The sequence below is a fragment of the Ginsengibacter sp. genome (assembly GCF_057362405.1).
The window spans coordinates 1-17,244 of record NZ_JBMQQG010000255.1; the positions used below are offsets into that span (position 1 = coordinate 1).

At 40.4% G+C, this 17,244-nt stretch carries 16 protein-coding genes; 12 read left to right on the forward strand and 4 right to left on the reverse strand.

What is annotated here, in order from left to right; all coding sequences use genetic code 11:
* The coding region (locus tag ACO1O5_RS21530; RefSeq protein WP_486273962.1) for a CPBP family intramembrane glutamic endopeptidase at window positions 1-460 on the forward strand (460 nt) is incomplete at its 5' end.
* A gap of 902 nt (window positions 461-1,362) precedes the next feature.
* On the opposite strand, the gene ACO1O5_RS21535 is transcribed toward ACO1O5_RS21530, so the two are convergent.
* On the reverse strand, window positions 1,363-1,665 hold the full coding sequence (locus ACO1O5_RS21535) for a hypothetical protein (RefSeq protein ID WP_486273963.1): 303 nt from the start codon (window positions 1,663-1,665) through the stop codon (window positions 1,363-1,365).
* Window positions 1,666-2,831: 1,166 nt separating this feature from the next.
* On the opposite strand from ACO1O5_RS21535, the gene ACO1O5_RS21540 reads away from it, so the two are divergent.
* A complete protein-coding gene (locus ACO1O5_RS21540) occupies window positions 2,832-3,152 on the forward strand; it encodes a GYD domain-containing protein (protein ID WP_486273965.1) in 321 nt (106 codons plus the stop codon).
* Window positions 3,153-3,729: 577 nt separating this feature from the next.
* Here the strand turns inward: ACO1O5_RS21540 and ACO1O5_RS21545 are convergent.
* Window positions 3,730-4,557 (reverse strand): DoxX family membrane protein, encoded by an 828-nt coding sequence (locus ACO1O5_RS21545; protein ID WP_486273967.1) that lies wholly within the window; start codon window positions 4,555-4,557, stop codon window positions 3,730-3,732.
* Window positions 4,558-4,866: 309 nt separating this feature from the next.
* Here ACO1O5_RS21545 and ACO1O5_RS21550 point away from each other — a divergent pair, with 309 nt between their 5' ends.
* Window positions 4,867-5,004: a hypothetical protein gene (locus tag ACO1O5_RS21550; protein WP_486273969.1), complete on the forward strand. Its 138-nt coding sequence runs from the start codon at window positions 4,867-4,869 to the stop codon at window positions 5,002-5,004.
* Window positions 5,005-5,717: 713 nt separating this feature from the next.
* Here ACO1O5_RS21550 and ACO1O5_RS21555 read toward each other — a convergent pair.
* Both ACO1O5_RS21555 and ACO1O5_RS21560 read right to left on the reverse strand, forming a co-directional pair.
* A complete protein-coding gene (locus ACO1O5_RS21555) occupies window positions 5,718-6,257 on the reverse strand; it encodes a hypothetical protein (protein ID WP_486273971.1) in 540 nt (179 codons plus the stop codon).
* 776 nt (window positions 6,258-7,033) lie between these two features.
* Window positions 7,034-8,344: a vanadium-dependent haloperoxidase gene (locus tag ACO1O5_RS21560; protein ID WP_486273973.1), complete on the reverse strand. Its 1,311-nt coding sequence runs from the start codon at window positions 8,342-8,344 to the stop codon at window positions 7,034-7,036.
* 594 nt (window positions 8,345-8,938) lie between these two features.
* On the opposite strand from ACO1O5_RS21560, the gene ACO1O5_RS21565 reads away from it, so the two are divergent.
* The 9 genes from ACO1O5_RS21565 to ACO1O5_RS21605 all read left to right on the forward strand — a co-directional run.
* Window positions 8,939-10,024: a transporter family protein gene (locus ACO1O5_RS21565; RefSeq protein WP_486273975.1), complete on the forward strand. Its 1,086-nt coding sequence runs from the start codon at window positions 8,939-8,941 to the stop codon at window positions 10,022-10,024.
* Between the two features lie 24 nt (window positions 10,025-10,048).
* The gene (locus tag ACO1O5_RS21570) at window positions 10,049-11,179 is read left to right on the forward strand and encodes a sensor histidine kinase (RefSeq protein WP_486273977.1); all 1,131 of its coding nucleotides are present in this window, start codon (window positions 10,049-10,051) and stop codon (window positions 11,177-11,179) included.
* Complete coding sequence (locus tag ACO1O5_RS21575) at window positions 11,166-11,390, forward strand: hypothetical protein (protein ID WP_486273979.1); 225 nt, start codon at window positions 11,166-11,168, stop codon at window positions 11,388-11,390. The genes ACO1O5_RS21570 and ACO1O5_RS21575 overlap by 14 nt, the downstream gene beginning before the upstream one ends.
* A gap of 15 nt (window positions 11,391-11,405) precedes the next feature.
* On the forward strand, window positions 11,406-12,575 hold the full coding sequence (locus ACO1O5_RS21580) for a sensor histidine kinase (protein WP_486273981.1): 1,170 nt from the start codon (window positions 11,406-11,408) through the stop codon (window positions 12,573-12,575).
* Window positions 12,568-13,296 (forward strand): LytR/AlgR family response regulator transcription factor, encoded by a 729-nt coding sequence (locus ACO1O5_RS21585; protein WP_486273983.1) that lies wholly within the window; start codon window positions 12,568-12,570, stop codon window positions 13,294-13,296. Before ACO1O5_RS21580 ends, ACO1O5_RS21585 begins: the two co-directional genes overlap by 8 nt.
* A gap of 299 nt (window positions 13,297-13,595) precedes the next feature.
* On the forward strand, window positions 13,596-13,868 hold the full coding sequence (locus tag ACO1O5_RS21590; RefSeq protein ID WP_486273985.1) for a hypothetical protein: 273 nt from the start codon (window positions 13,596-13,598) through the stop codon (window positions 13,866-13,868).
* A 308-nt stretch (window positions 13,869-14,176) separates the two neighbouring features.
* Window positions 14,177-14,761, forward strand: a complete 585-nt coding sequence (locus ACO1O5_RS21595; RefSeq protein ID WP_486273987.1) for a YdeI/OmpD-associated family protein — start codon at window positions 14,177-14,179, stop codon at window positions 14,759-14,761.
* 354 nt (window positions 14,762-15,115) lie between these two features.
* Window positions 15,116-15,562, forward strand: a complete 447-nt coding sequence (locus ACO1O5_RS21600) for a hypothetical protein (RefSeq protein WP_486273989.1) — start codon at window positions 15,116-15,118, stop codon at window positions 15,560-15,562.
* Window positions 15,563-15,866: 304 nt separating this feature from the next.
* A partial coding sequence (locus tag ACO1O5_RS21605; protein WP_486273991.1) for a ligand-binding sensor domain-containing protein occupies window positions 15,867-17,244 on the forward strand: 1,378 nt, incomplete at its 3' end.

Consider the following 17,244-nt stretch of genomic DNA (forward strand, 5'->3'; position numbering starts at 1 on the left):
AATCATCTTTTCGTTGTTTGTTATAGGGCTTGGACTTTTTAATGGCTTTGTCGAAGAGGTTGGGTGGACAGGATTTGCAACACCGAAACTGCAGTTGAATCGCCATCTTATTGCATCCGGTCTTAACCTGGGTATCATGTGGGGACTATGGCACCTGCTTTCCAATTTTATCGGAAGTGCTGCATCAGCCGGGTCAGTTCCATTGCCATTTTACTTGTCAGTAATGCTTTTTTCCTTTCTGCCGCCCTTTAGAATACTTATGGTGTGGGTATATGAACATACAGAAAGTTTATTGATAGGGGTATTGATGCACGCAAGCCTTGATGCATTTTGGATACTGTCTATGCCAATTGCAATAACGGGAGAAGAACGCATGACCTGGTATATAGTATGGGCTGCTGTGCTTTGGGGACTTGTTGCAACATTCAGTTTAGCAATGAAAAAACGTGCTGCTTTCTGAGAGTACCCAAGTATTGAAAAGTTTATTACGTAAAATTCAGTGCTATTGTTCTTTATCATGGCATATGCTTTGCCCGAACTTTGGCGCATGCATATCTTTCAACCAGCACCGGGTTAGCATAAGCGTGGCTTGTGCCCGAATTAAAAGAAACCAGGAGTAAAGAAATCTAAAGTCTTTGATTTGGGTTAATTTGGTTATATAGGTAAACGTTCACTTAATCGCTTTAAAGTTGATAGTATGTCACAAGCGGACGCTCATGAGAGGGCCAAAATAAGCGAACGAAATTGCATGTAAATCTGCTACAGTAGCGTATCTTTGTTATGGAATTATGATTAACGCTCACAATTAAAACTTCTCAAAATGAGACAATTATTAAAGAAGTTATTTGCAGCTATCAAAGCATTTTTCAATTTTGACCCTCCATCAAATTTTTAAAAAATTAAGGAGCTTATCATGGGCTTATCCCGGGCCGTGTCTCTACGCAGCCTTCGTCGGTATCCCTCTATACAAGCCCACATCTGCCCCTCGTGAGAGCCGCTGGCCTGTGCGGTCAATCAACGGGATCTCTGACCAACGCCAATCATCATAAATTTTCAACCTTAGCTTTCAAAGGAAATTTATCCAAAAGCTGGAATTCATCATTATTACCCGGTACGGGCAGGTTTATGCAAGTTGCCCAAAGATTATCATTATTCGTCTGGGAGGTTTTATCATGACGGAAGTGATGATTTTAATATGTTGTGGCATTTCACGGGGGGAACTAAGTATGGGGCTGTAAGCATGTTGGTCCGAGAGCAGGCGCTAGAGGCCGGAAAGTTTATTGAAGGATTGCATTTGGGGCTTACCCATTGCAGCAAATTAAATAGAGAGCCAACGTGTGGTCTACCGGCAACCGGCAACCATTATATTGTTGCTTGGGCTGCTACGGGTTCCCCAACAATTATATTATGCACTTCACTTCTTTCGGGCTGCCCGAGCTCAATGTCCATAGCAGCTAAGATTGGCATTAATGTTTTGCCAAACTCCTCGAATTCTTCCATACTGCTCCATACATCCGTAACCTCAAGATTGTTGGGATCACCGTAACACACATGGTAGCTCCTTCCTTTAGGCGAGCCAAGCCCTGCAGCGCTGAGTTTATCGAGTGCCTGATGATATTTTTCGGTCGTGAATCCGCCGTGCTTAAAATGAAAAATGAAAGACATAAAAGTAGTTTTAATGTTTTAAAAAAAATGTGTTGTCGGAAAAATTGAGAGGTGAATTTCTCTTAGCTATCGTTGCGGAAACAGTGGTATAGCAAGATAATAATTATTTTCGATCAAATATGAAAATTTTACTGTCCCCCAAATTGGCCAGTATATCGCCTCTCTCCCTGCGGCCATATGTCGTGCTAGGAACGTTTAAATAAACAAGTCCTCTTCGTGGCCATTCCGAATAAATTTAAAATAATTAGGGAGCGCAACTAACGGTGTGCAAACATCGTGAAGCCCCCCATCTTTGGCCAGCATATCTTTCAACCAGCGAAGGGTTAGTGCAAGGGTCGGCTTGTGCTCAAATTGAAAAGAGCCATGAATAAAATACACAAAATCTGCGTATATTAGTAACTGTTAGCAACTCTTAATTCTATTAAGGTTATTGTTAATTGGATGTCACAAGCGGACGCTTCCGCCAGTGAGCAGTTTGGTTGGCTACATATTCTTGAAAGACGACGAAAGAGAATTAACAAGTGGATCTGTTTTGGCTTCATGGGCTTTGCAGCAATTGCTGTAATAATCCTACTGAGCTTTTAGATTTTATATTCACATGTAACCCTTTGTTGGCGCGACAACTGTTATTGTAGCACTGGAGTAAGTGTCCTTCCGCTCGTGCGGTAAATTAAAAGCAGTTACCGCCAGAGATAAATTAGTACATCAGATCTTATCATTTTAAAATAATACTCCATAAATACTATTGTTCGTGAGAAGCACAAGCGGGCACTTGCTCTACAATAGGGCAAGGTACTTATGGAAAGCAATGCGGGATTATTAAAATTGAATTTTTGTTATAGATTTAAAGGTCTTAAAATCCTTAGTTGCAAGCTAAGGACAGCACAACTAACGGTTATGGGCAGACTAAGAATAGCTGGGGCTAGCGCAAGCGTCCGCTTGTGCCCGAATTAAAAAGAGTTTAATTAAAGAAATATAAAATCTACACGTTAAGCAATCTTGCAAACAGGAATCGCACTTTCGGCGTAAACACATTCTTCAATCATTCAGCCTTTTGATGTTCCCACTCTTTCGCCAGCCCGCATCAACAGGCTGCTTTTTTTGTTTAGAACATTTAAAGATTGTTTACATTTATGAAGGATTGTAAACCAAATAAAAAAAATATCATGACAAAGTTTTTGATTACCGCCTCTTACAATGATGAAGGCGTTAAAGGCTTGCTTAAAGTGGGTGGCACTGACCGTAAAGAAGCCATTAGAAAAATGGTTGCTGATATGGGTGGTAACCTTGAGGCATTTTATTTTGCCTTCGGCGACTATGATGTCTATGCCATAGTTGAACTGCCTGACAGCACTACAGGTGCTGCACTTACATTAACTATAAATGCATCGGGCCTGGTTAATGTTTCGGCCACTCTTCTTCTAACTCCCGAAGAAATTGACAAGGCAACAAAAATGTCTGTTAATTACCGTACACCCGGAAATTAACTCCCATCCTGGTGCAAGGTACTGTCACGAAAAACTCTCCCATCTTTGGGGCAAGTATATCCTCCAGCTAGCGGAGAGTTAGCGCAAGCGTCGGCTTGTGCCCGAATTGAAAAGAGCCATGAATAAAAGACACAAAAATCTGCGTATATTAGTATCTGTTAGCAACTCTTAATCCTATTAAGGTTATAGTTAATTATATGTCACAAGCGGATATTTGCGTCAGTGTGCAGTTTCATTGGCTATATATTCTTGAAAGACGACGAAAGAGAATTAATCAAGTGGACCTGGTTTGGCTTCATAGGCTTTGCAGCAATTGCTGTAATAATCCTACTGAGCTTTTAAGATTTTATACTCACATGTAACCCTTTGTTGGCGCAACAGCTGTCATTGTAGCATTGAGCGTAAGTGTCCGTCTGCTTGTGCGGTAAATTAAAAGAAGTTCCGTCAGAGATAAATTTTGGTCTCGGCCGAATTTCTCACGCTATCCTTAGTTTAGTTCATAAAAAACGAGAAAAAAGGATTGTTAATAAAACGGTCACTTAACCACCTTATTTGGGAACACCCACAGCAAATGACTTTACTTGTAAGACATCGGTTTATTGTAATTTGTTGATGCGATAACTAATGCAATGCCACAGAAAAGCAACGCAACCATGGCCCGGACAATTTCATTTCCGTGCTGGGTATAAGGGTTTGCAAAAGCATCAGGTATATGGAAGAAAATAAAAAAAAGAAAGAGCATAATAGCTAAGAGCAGTGCAACCACCTTTATCCAAATTTTGAAAATAATTGCAATGGATGATGCAATAAGCGCAGCTCCCGCAAAATAAGTCCAAAACAATGGCGCCCCAAACCATTTGGGTACCATGGTAGCAACAAAATCAGTAAATACAAAATGGCTGCATCCAAACAATAACATCAGTATGGCGAAAAAAATTCTTCCGATTGGAATTAGTTTTTCTAACCCTATTAAAAAGAGGTTCTTTTTGTTTCGGCTCCAATTATTTTCCGGAAATGAACCTGCTATTACAAATGCGCCCCCACAGTATGCCAGCTCTTCACCGGCATCAAACCAAACATCCAGGCGGGAAGCTTTATCAGCACTAAAGATGAGAACATACGGCAAATGGCAGGTAATGATGATTGCAAGAAAACAAAACCCTGCATACAGGCAAATATTTTTTGAAATAACGGGGCCGATGTTAAATACCACCCCTGAGATCATAATGCCAGCGAATATCAAAGCTATTGCTGCAAGAAATGGGAACACTGCATATTGATGAGCCCATGCAGGAAACGGGGGTAATATTTCCCGGCGAAAATCTTTGAGGAGAAGCTGGTGTATTCCCACTGCAACAAGGCCGAATCCATATAATAAACGACCAATTTTAGTAAGTTGTTCCATGAATACCTGTTGTAAAAACAATTCAATTTACTGCATAGATTGTAATTTTCAATTAACAAACCTGGAATGGCTTTGCTGAGAATGTTTCAATAGGCAGGATTTTGGTACCCAGTTTGTAAATGATTGCATTTTATGCAAGATATTTATTGCATTGCCGGAGTACCAAAACTTTTAGAAAGTTTTCCGGAGTCTGTTTAAGAAAGGAAGTCTAATAACTTTCCAAAAGTTAATTACCCTGCATTAAATCCAGGAAGTATCTGGTCAAAAAGAAATACGCAACATGCAGAGCGATTGATAAAGGCCGGCAAAATGAAACCTGCAGGACTTGCTGAAGTGGAAAATGCGCGGGCAGATGGAAGATGGGAGAAGGGAGCAGGGAGAATGGAGAAGGGAGAAGGCTTACGACTCTCCCGGCCAGCTGACATACTCGCGGGAATAATTTACTGAGAGCTGATTACAATTTGCGGCCAACGGATTGTAGGTACTATATCATACAGCTACGTTTTATAAAGATAACAGGATGGAGTAAACGATTTTGCATTTTGAAAGACTCCTTATAAACTACCGGAAGTTGGCCTATTAAAGGTCGGGATGCATTCTCGCCGGGATTTCGAGGCAGAATTTTTTAATTTGGCGACTGTCATCGGACCCCCGCCGGGACAGCAAGGAATGGCTAACTGTTGCACATACTCGTCACCGTTAGCATCTGTTAAATTATCCTGCCCCCTTTCCTGGCGGGTGTCCTCATTTGACTTTCCAGAATTTATATTTATGTCAACTTCTTTTAAGTATTCTGGAGAGCGAAAGAGTCATGAAAAATTTAAATAAGATTTATTTCTCTAAAACCGTGGTTAAGGCCAGGCGATAATGTTTCGTCTGCATCCTGGCTTTTTATATGATCATCCGGGTTTTGAAGAAAGTGCCTGGAGAGATAATGATCAAACAGGATTTATTAATACCGTTGACAGCTGTTTTTTGAATACATTTTTCTTCGCTTTAAGTTTCAGGCAAAAGACAAATTATGGCTATATGCAATTGAGAATTGCAGTATATTCTTGCCAAACAAGGCGCAGATTGCACAGACAGGGGTTGCAATAAAAATGGCTCTCCCGTGAAATCGGGAGGGCCATAAACATTAGCACTCTACCTGATAGAGTAATTTAATTTGCTCTTTTAAAATTTTCTATCTCTTGTATTTCGCCGTCCTCGACTTTCACCGCAGCATAATTGGATTTGTCAGCCATTTTTATTATCCATACAACACGATTGTCCTGTGAGACCCTGCAAACACTTGTAATCATGTAATTTCTATAACTATTCATAATGGGGCCTTTTATATCTGCGGGCAATCGCTTTGCAGAGGAATAATCGATGGCGTAAATCAGTCTTCCTTTTTTATCAAATAACGATTTTGTCGTTGTTTCGCCATTCGCAAATGTTGCGAGAAAGTTATCGTCTAGATGTTCCCACGATACATCTGATGCGTTTCGGAATCGCCTGTTAAACTTCTTTAAGGTCTTTTTGCTGATATTTTCCGGGCTGGCAGTATGATGCGACCGGGAAGAAAAGGATTTGGCTGATGTCTCACTAAAAAATCCGTAGGCAGGTTCCCCGGGGAAATTTTTTTGAGCAAAGGAATTTGATAGTAAAAACATTAACAATAATACAATACCCGTACGTGTAATTAAGCTTGTTTTCATGACTTCAAATTTTTTAGTTGATTAATGAATTCAAAAATATATAGCCAATTCACCCCTTTTTTTATTATTCGACAGAACCTGATATTCAGGCGGGAATTACCTATGCCGGTGTCCATACTGCGATTCACAGACGGTAAATGGCATTCACAGACAGAATTGGGTAAAACGCTGAATAGTTCAATGAAAGCATTAAATTCAGGTAAGTGCTGTTTAATTTTAAAGGAAAGATTATTTCAAGTTACCAGTTACGATTTTATATTTTCTGATAAATGCTTCAATAGAGTAACCCGGCACATCGTCCTTTGGGCAGCAAACCGCATTTATTCTTTTATTCAGCCCATTGTCCGGAACCACATGGACGATTTCATTTCTTCTCACACCTATTTAGTTGCGCTGACAAGTGTTTTTAATTCATGCCGGTGTGTGTATTTTCAACGTATAGCAACTTGTACCTGCTACTACCAAAGTTCCTTTCTTCTTAGCAATGTCTCACGCCAGGGGCCCCGTGAAGCAGACATTGCTCAGAACCCGGGAGAGGGTTTTCAAAAATTGAGTCTAAGTGTTACTGATGCGGCATTATTCATTTTAGTGCCATTAACTTTTGGGGGATATTTGTTTTGATTGTTTAGGGGCTACTCAATCGGGAACCCGGTCAATTCTAATTGTATTGTCGACAAAAGGAGTTCATGACATTTACCTAAGTAAAAAATGCCATGCAAAACGCATGACATTTAAAAAGAATAAAAACAACGATTGCTTATCGGATACGGATTTGCTTAGAATAATTTTATATCACCTATCCTGGTGCCGACTTCTTTTCCCATTTGCAAACCCATATTGATGGATGGCAAATAATGTATCCCACCGTAGAGCCTGGAAATACCGGCTTGCTCAGCAGCAGCAAAAATCGTTGTAAACGAGCGGGCGGGCCAACCCCTAAATTCATAACTGTGGTCAGTAACACCTGTATTTTCACCAAGCACTTTGGCAGTTGCCTGCATTACCGCCCCTGTTATTAGTGCATGTGCGGCGGGATATTCGGGATGGGGCGGAGTGGGAATAAATGAAAACCAGGCAGGGTCAATCAACTTCTGTATATAGGTAATCGGTCTTAAAAGATTATAAACATACTTTGACCTGAAGCAAACAATAGTTGCATCTCTTTCTGCTATCCCAGCTTTTGCATACGTTTCCGCTGCAGTCGCAAGGTCAGCATTAGCCTGTTCCAGGGCCTGGGTTACGATAAAGAAGTCATGGCCTGGCGGCGTATATCCCACACTGTTACCCTGGTCAACCCAATATAAGGCGGTGCTCTTTTGATCATCAGTCAGTGTTTGTGATACATCATAAACTTGTTTAACCATCTTATAAAAATCCGAATTCACATCTTCAGAATATGCAACAGGTGCCGGCGCCACCGGTGATAAATCAGAAGCGAGAAATGTTCGGGCCGTTCCGATGTAAGGATTAATTCCATTGGCAAATGCCGGAGGTGTCGGAACCCATGCCCCGGGAAATACCGGCGGCACATATCCGGCATTTGAAGGATTGAGGTTATCTGTCAAGTACCAGTTGTAGATAGCAGTTGCAATACTTTTCCCAAAGGCCTGGGAGCGGTTGAAGACTTCTGAATTCATACCGGGGATTAGCTTTTGATTCCAGGCATTCTCCATCGAATCAATAGTTGCCAGGTTGGCCTGTGTGAGACCACCATAAAAAGACCGAACCATCGCAGCGAGAGCGGCATTTGCACTTACCTCCCACGCATAACCATTATTGTTTTCTTTAGCCGGCATGCCTGGCATCTGATACAATTTTGTAGAAAGGCTCACGGAGTTTTTAATTCCATAGCGAACAGATTCGTATAGCCCGATCCCGATATATCCAAAATGTACGCCATTCAATGCTGAATTTCTTTCAAGCAAAATTTTGAGTTGTAACCGATACCAATCGGTTGCAACATTTGCATTATTGACCTTTCCATATTCAGGATGCTTGCCAAAATCCTGTGCATCAAATTTTCGGCAACCCTGGATGATGAATACTACCCCCAGCGCGGTGAGGAGAAAAATTATTTTCTTTTTCATTTTTTTAAAATTTAAGTGAACAATCACCCAAAAGTATTTTGCTATAACTCCCACAGGCCACTATTCGACGATTGTAAAATATGTGATCTTATTTAACATCTTAGAGGCAGTACTGTCCACTAGTTGGCGACAAATGCCATTCGTCGCCTGAATCGTGCTGGTTGCAGAATAGACGGCAAAAAATTATAAAATGAGAAATGCGATTTATAATTTTAGAAGAAGAATGAAAATAAGTGACCACCTACGATTTCATATTTTCTAACAAACCTGCAATATGGTTTTACAGGCATGAAGCCTTTTGGATCGTATTTACTTTGTACTTTTTTATCAAGGCCCTTTTAGTTCCCGGAGTAAATGAAGCCCATACGTCGCATACGCCGTTTGAAAGCTTAATCAACATCTCTTACTTTTTGCCGGTTTACACTGTATCATTATTGAATGTGCAATTGAACATGAATTCGACAGACAATACTTTTTTATCTTACCGGGAAACTGGTTTGCAAAAACAGCCTATGACAAATGCCGAAGAGAAAATCGTAAAAATCCCTGCGGAAAACTTTCTCAATACTAACATTCAATTTTAAACTTACAATTATGAAAAAAGTTATTCTTTTCACTTTGTGTTATATACACCTGGCACATATAGTACATTCCCAGGGCTGTATTGCAGTTCGCAACATTTCCGGTTTTGGCCAGTACAATCTGACCAGCAATGCTTTTACAACATCTGCCTGGCAGGTAAACATTAATACCCGTTATTTCAAAGCGTACCGGGACTACAAAGGAAAGGTAGATCTTAAAACACCGGCGCCCAATCAGAATATTATCAGGTCCTTCTCTACTGATATTGCGGTATCCCGTTTGCTTAATAAGGGCTGGTCTCTCTCCCTGGTTGTACCTGTATCAGCTAATAGCCGCTCAAGTACGCTCGAACATGGTGGTCCCAATACGTCGAGGCATACCACATCTTCATTTGGAGTAGGTGATGTTACTTTTACCGCCTATAAATGGTTGCTTAGTCCGTCAGTGAGTCAAAGGGCCAACATTCAGTTAGGACTCGGGATTAAATTACCAACAGGCGACTATAAATACCAGGGATATTTTTACCGGAATGATACTACCCGGGTGCTGTCAGCAATCAACCCTGCCATTCAACCAGGAGACGGCGGCACCGGTATTATTACCGAGCTTAACACCTTTTATTTCTTCAATGCGAAAAGGACCGTTGGCTTGTATGGAAACTTTTATTATCTCATGAATCCCCGTGACATCAACGGTACTCAGTATACGCAGGGAAAGCCGCTCGATCCATATATGCAGCAAATAGGAGCATACGATAATAGCGTGCCCGATGTTTTTTCATTACGGGCAGGGGTAGACGTAAATTTTACCCGCTGGTCGTTTTCAGCCGGGTTACGCGATGAGGGTTCACCGGTAAGGGATTTAATCGGTCAAAGCAATGGCAACCGTCGGGCTGGTTATACATTATCAGCGGAGCCGGGGCTGATTTATAAATTCAAAAGGGCGGCTGTATATGCCTACGTTCCTTTTACCATTTCACATTCAATCAATCAAAACTTAATTGACAAAATGGTCTCAGCTCATACGGGTGTTTATACAGTTGGTCCGGGAGGCTCGGGCGATTACCAGGTTTTTGCCGGAGTATTATTCAGCTTGTAAATAATATATCAAGATAAAGGGTTTATGATTGGTGAAGACTTCATATTATCAAACAAATCCAAACATCGTATCATAAGACATACGGTGCTTTGGGTGCTATTTTGCGTATATTTTTTTATCGTCAATTTTGTTCCGTCAAGTGCTGCTGATTTTACCAGTAGTGAAGCTTACGCCACTGCCTTTCATAAACTGATGTATATACCCGTCAGTATTCTGTCCGCCTACATTACTGCTTATATCCTTTTGCCACGATTCCTTTTAAAGGGCAGGTATTTCAGTTTTGTCGTTTTGTTCATCGCGCTGTGCGGGCTTAACCTGTTTAACGCCTTTTGGATTACTAAACTATATGTGCTCTTAAAGCAACCGACACCTTTTAACCAGTTGCCCATCCAAATAAGGCTGTTTCAGCCGATCCTTTATGGATTGGGACTTGGCACCGCCTCGGGTGTGTTTGCCGGCGTGGCCCGTTTACTTAAAATTCATTACCTCGAGCAAAAGGAAAATGAACGATTGGAAAAATTAAAAATCGTCACCGAGTTGGAAATAATCAAAACCCATTTTCATCCACATTTTCTTTCCGATGCGCTTCAGAATATTTCACGTCTTATCCGTGTGCATTCGGCAGAGGCGCCCAATGCAATACTCAAACTGGCAGACCTGCTTAGTTATTTTTTATACGAAAATGAAAAAGAACGGGTGCCGCTGGAGCAGGAGACGCAAATAATGCACGATTACCTGGATCTGGAAAAAATCTTCTATGGAGACCGCATTGTTATACATTTTAAAAAACCGGAGGAAAAAAATAATATTTACATAGCTCCGTTGATCGTCGTTTCTATCGTTCAGCATTGCTGTGAACAATCTTTGCTTTCGTTGCAACAAAAACTTGTTGTTGAGATCGATTTGAAAACACAAAACAATCAGTTGGAATTTTCACTTCAGTGCAATGGTTATTATGAGAACATCAATGGCTCATTACAACAAAATACAGAGTTGAACCAGGTAATGAAAAGAGTGGAGGTGTTGTACCCGGGCAAACACAAAATAGAATCTTACTTGAAAAACGGTATGTTTTCTTTGACGCTTTCTCTTGAATCTGAGGGTGCGCCTCCTATTAATAAAACAGAAATGAAGTTGGCATATGAAACTGCATAAATTGATTTTTTCTAATAATCGTTGGTATAGAGTCACCCGCCTGGTGAATGTGAAGAAAAGATTGCAACTGCTATATGCTGAAAAACATTTCTTAGAAATAAATTCAAGCGAAGACGTTTATCAAGTGCATTTGAGATTGACATTACAGCAAAAAACAATTGCTGATAAAGAACCACAACCATCGTTACTCAAACAACCGGTTTATGGCTGAAAATAAAAGTTATTTATGACTGTGCATGACTTCATATTTTCTGATAGTCGCCGGTATAGAATTTACCGCCATCTATTTTTTTGGGTGGGATGGTTTTTGTTTTCAGGTATTGTTCAAATCAGCAACTTCGGGGGAATCTATAAAGACCCACTGACTCACATTGGAGGTATTATCTCTTTCCAGTTCGTAAGATCTCTTGCAAGATTTTCAAGTATCCTTATTTTTTGTTATTTCATTGTTTATTTCCTGGCTCCCCGGTTTTTTCGAAAACAAAAATTTGTGCGGTTTGGGCTGTTGTTTTTTTTGTCTGTTATTTCAATGTATTTACTCACTTACGGCTCTCTATATTTCTGGTTGGAAGTTGCCCGGATCAACCCTTATATTAGTCATTGGCCGGCATGGATGTATGTGTTCAATAGCTTTTATTCCAACATTAATTTCACCGGGGCGATCCCTACATGTTGCCTGATGCTGGCTATTAAATATTATAAGGACTGGTATATAAAACAACGCAGGTCAGAACAGCTAGGCAGAGAAAATATGCAAGCTGAACTTCAACTGCTGAAAGCCCAGGTGCATCCCCATTTTTTATTCAATACGTTAAATAACATTTATTCATTTGCATTGAATAAGGATAGCCGCGCTGCGGGACTTGTTGATAAGCTAACAGGTATGATCGACTACATGCGGGAAGAGGGAGAAAATTCATTCGTGCTGCTTGAAAAGGAAATTCAGCTCGTAAATGATTATCTCGATCTGGAAAGAGTAAGATATGGCGACAGATTGGACTTGCAGATAGAAATAACCGGCGACACTGAAAATAAAATGATCGCTCCTTTGCTGCTAATCCCTTTTGTAGAAAATTGTTTTAAGCATGGCGCCAGCAAAATGCGTGGCAGTCAATGGATAAAAGTAGAAATTGGTGTAAAAAATCATCAACTCAACTTTAATTTAAGCAATAGTAAGCCGAAGGAAACACCAGCCTCGAATGATAAGAAAGGAATCGGGCTTGTCAACGTTCAAAAAAGATTGAAACTGTTGTATCCTTCAAATCATAGTTTAAAACTAGAATCGTCTGATCAAATTTATCAAGTACACCTCCAGGTACCGTTACAGGAAAAAGAAATGACCACTCAAAATACTTCTGTAAATAAATCTGAATTTCAAACAATTTTGTATGCCTGAAAAAAACAAAATAACGTGCCTCGCAGTGGATGATGAGCCGCCAGCCTTAGATGTCCTGAAAAAATACATCACTTCCGTCAATAACCTCGAATTGGCAGGAACCTGTTCTGATGCTATCGAAGCACTAAACTTTTTAAGCAGGCGATCAATTGATCTTTTATTCCTGGATATACAAATGCCAAATCTTCTGGGTACTGATCTAATGCGAACGCTGTCCAGGCCCCCGAAGGTGATTTTCACCACTGCTTATCGAAAGTTTGCCGTAGAAGGCTTTGAGCTGGATGCTGTTGATTATTTATTGAAACCCATTTCTTTTGAAAGATTTTTAAAAGCAGTGAATAAGGTGATGCAGACAAGCTTTAAAGAAAATGATATTAATGACATCATTTTTGATCATCCAAATAGTGGATCACATCAATTCATAACGGTGCGGGCAGATCGTAAGAATTTAAAAATTGCGCTGGATGAAATTCTTTATATAGAGAGTCTTAAAGATTATATTAAAATAGTTACTACTTCAAAAAATATCGTTACAAAGCAATCGATTTCATCCCTTGAAGAAACACTACCGGTTGGCAAGTTCATTCGAATTCACCGGTCCTACATTGTGGCGATGGACAAAATAGAATCCTTCACCAATGATACTATTGAGATTGCGAAACATGAATTTCCGATTAGCCGGATGTACCGGCAGGGAGTAGAGAAAGCGCTCAGAGTCTAAGACAACTCACTCCACTAATTCTTCAAAAATTTTCTGGATGTAAATGCCCGTGCAAGAGAATGAAAATAGCTATGCTCCATAGGCATAAAGATTATAATTTCAATGTTTTTGAAAATTTTTCCCAATCTTCCCGGTGGGTGTCCTTTACCCGATATTCCTGAATTTCCATTATCTTAGAAATATTGATGTCAACTCCGTTTAAATATTCGGGAGAACGAAAGAGTCGTCAGTCATTAAATGAAGTTTATTTCCGGACTTCAGTGATTAAGGCTTGGAAACATTTGCTTAAAGATGACGAAATGAAAATGATTATAATGGAGAGTTATCAATGGCTTATTAAGCATGAACTGGTTCATATCTATGGCTACGTGATAATGCCTGATCACATGCACGTACTTTGGGAACTGTTAAAAATGAATGGCCAAGAGCCTCTTAAAGAAAGCTTCGAAAAATTCACAGGACATATGTTCTTAAAGAGATTAAGGAATAACAAACAGACTCTGAATGATTACGCAACTGAAAAGAAGGATAGAAATTATTTATTTGGCAAAGAGATCCGTTCGCTATATTAATAGCAGATAGAACAATGGCGAAAGAAAAATTAGATTATATGCTTTACAACTAGCCCAGTCGGCAGGCAGGTCTGCTGCAACCTCACTGGCAGTTATGCAAAGATCCGATAGAATATAGATTTTCATCTGCGGGGTTTTATGAAACGGGTGAAGATGAATTTAAAATACCTACTTATTACATGGATGAATTATGATACTGAAATGTCGGGTGAGGACGCACGCCAGGAGGGGAGGATGGGGGCGTTACAGGCTACGGGATTTTATTAAATTTGGTGCGGGGAAACTCCCGAAGGGTGAATTGCCAAAAGATGAAAAACGCAAGTAAGACTGAAATGGAAGTAATTGCCTTTAAGACTTCCAAAGCGTTCGAAAAATGGCTGTCCGGGAATTACGCGGTGAATAAGGGAATCTGGATTCGCTTTTTCAAGAAAGACGGCAGTGTGAAAACTATTACTTATAATGAGGCTTTGGATGAGGCCCTTTGCTATGGCTGGATAGACGGCCAGATAAAAAAATATGATACACAATCATGGATTCATAAATTTTCACCGAGAAATCCAGGAAGCATCTGGTCAAAAAGAAATACACAACATGCAGAGCGATTAATAAAGGCCGGCAAAATGAAACCTTCAGGACTCGCTGAAGTGGAAAAAGCGCAGGCAGATGGAAGATGGGAGAAGGCATATGACTCTCCCGGCCAAATGACCATTCCCGATGATCTTATAGACGAGTTGAACAGGAATAAAAAAGCAAAAGCATTTTTTAAAACTTTAAACCGGGCAAATCTTTATGCTATTTCCTGGCGTCTTCAGACAGCCAAAAAGCCCGGGACGAGGGCCAAGAGAATGAAGGTCATACTCGAAATGCTTTCAAGGGGAGAGAAGTTTCATTAGCCGTACATTCATGTCTATGTTTGGAAATGCCTAATGGTAACAAATATCCTAATAGCTCCCTTCCTGGCGGGTGTTCCCCATCTTTGGCGCCAGCATATCCTTCAACCAGCACAGGGTTAGCAAGCGTTCGCTAGTGCCCGAATTGAAAAGAGCCATAAATAAAAGATACAAAAATCTGCGTATATTAGTAACTGTTAGTAACCCTTGCTGTCGTTAGAATGATTAAGTAAGAAAATACTCCAGTCGCCGGGTTATCCCACCGGGACTTTTTATTTTAACAAGTTGTAATGAAACTTAGCCAGCTGTTTGTGATCTCATTGTTGTAATTATTGATCATAAAAAAAAACATTACTCATGAAAAAGATTTTTACCTATTCAATTTTAGCTGCTTTGGTTGCAGTTTTATTTGGCAGTTGTGTTAAAGAGAGAGTATATGACAACAATTCATACTGGCTTTCTCAGGAGAGAGGCGATGTGGTATATAGCAATAACTCCTGTGGGTTCTACGTGGTAGAAACAAATTATGGATATACCGTTATTCAAAACATTGATGGATTAAGGACCTATGAGGCTGACGTGATGTATGGAAACTTTGGCGGTTATGGTACCAGGGATTTCTATAATCATACTGCGGATATAGTTACCCGGGGAAACGTGGTGGAATATGATCTTACTTATAATGAAGCTACGAATGCAATTGATTATTATTGTCCTGCTGGTGCAGCAAATGGATTAACGATCACGCAAAGTGCAACGTCACAGAGTAAAATTTCGAGGACTACCACTCCCGCAAAAAAATAGAACAATCATTCACCCTTGCCGGCGGGTGTCGTCACCCTACAATCCTGAATTTCTATTATCTTAGAAATATTGATGTCAACGCCGTTTAAATATTCGGGAGAACGAAAGAGTCGTCAGTCATTAAATGAAGTTTATTTCCGGACTTCAGTGATTAAGGCTTGGAAACATTTGCTTATAGATGACGAAATGAAAATGATTATAGTGGAGAGTTTTCAATGGCCGGTCGCTTGCGAGTTTATTAATGAAATCAATAAAAATCTGCAACAATAAATTGTAATTTTAGTAGTAATAAAGAAATATAGCTTTGAAGGAGCAATTACTAAAGCAAAAACGCTCACACGCTTCAAACCTCCTGTGGTATTGCATTACATTGTTGTACTTTTTTGCTTTCATTTCTTGCGGCCATCAACCTGCATCACACACTAAAAATGACATTATTAAAAAGCCCCAGGCAGTTAAAAATATTGCCAGTTATAGTTTTGATCCGCCAAATGTAATACCCATTAATGCCGGTAATCAGCCCAAAGCGGTAAGAGCGGGAAAACCCATAATCAGAATAGATTCATCCAACGGGGGCATTCCTTTTTTTACGAGCTACAGCACCGGGGACGGGCTCCCTCTAAGTTCTGTTCTTTGTAGCACAACTGATGACGCCGGGAACCTTTGGTTTGGAACCGGTGGTGGTGGTGTGAGCCGATATGACGGTAAACATTTTACTAACTATAGCAAAGAGCAGGGTTTGGCAAGTAATGTTGTATTTGATATTATAGAAGATAAGGCCGGCAACTTGTGGTTTTGTACAACTGCCGGCCTAAGCAGATACAACGGGTATAGTTTTACAAATTTTACAAAAGCTCAGGGCCTTCCGGATAATTTCATAACGTCCGCCGTGCAGGATAGCAATGATAATCTCTGGTTCGGTACCCACGAGGGAGGCGTTAGCAAATATGATGGTAAAAAATTTACAAATTATACAATGGCCCAGGGGCTCGCAGACAATTATATCCTTTGCATCTTGGAGGATAAAAATGGCAACCTGTGGTTTGGTACTGACGCAGGTGGCGCCACTAAATATGATGGGAACAATTTTACAAATTATACAGAAGCCCGGGGCTTGGCGAATAATTCTGTAAACAGTATTTCGCAGGCTAAAACCGGCGACTTGTGGTTTGGGACAAGTGGTGGAGCAAGCAAATTTGATGGGAAAAAATTTACAAATTATACGCGGCAGCAAGGTTTGCCGGATAATAATGTCGCATGCATTCTGCCAGATAATGAGGGTAACATTTGGTTCGGTACGCAATCCGGGGGTTTAAGCAAGTATGATGGCAGCAGATTTACGACTTACTCAAGGGCTCAGGGGTTGCCGGATAATAAGGTGTCCAGCATGCTGCTGGATAAGAGCGGTAACCTTTGGCTCACCTCACGCGGCGGCGGCGGAGTTAGCAAATTGGAAAGCAATAGTATTAGTTATTACACTATATCGCAGGGGCTGGGAGGTGACAATGTATGGAGCATTATGCAGGACAATGCTGGTAACATCTGGTTTGGCACCAATGACAACGGCGTAGACAAGTATAACGGCAAAAAGTTTATGAATTATACTACAGCTCAGGGGCTGGCAGGCAATTGGATATGGAATATCATGCAGGATAAAGCAGGAAATATTTGGTTTTGTACAC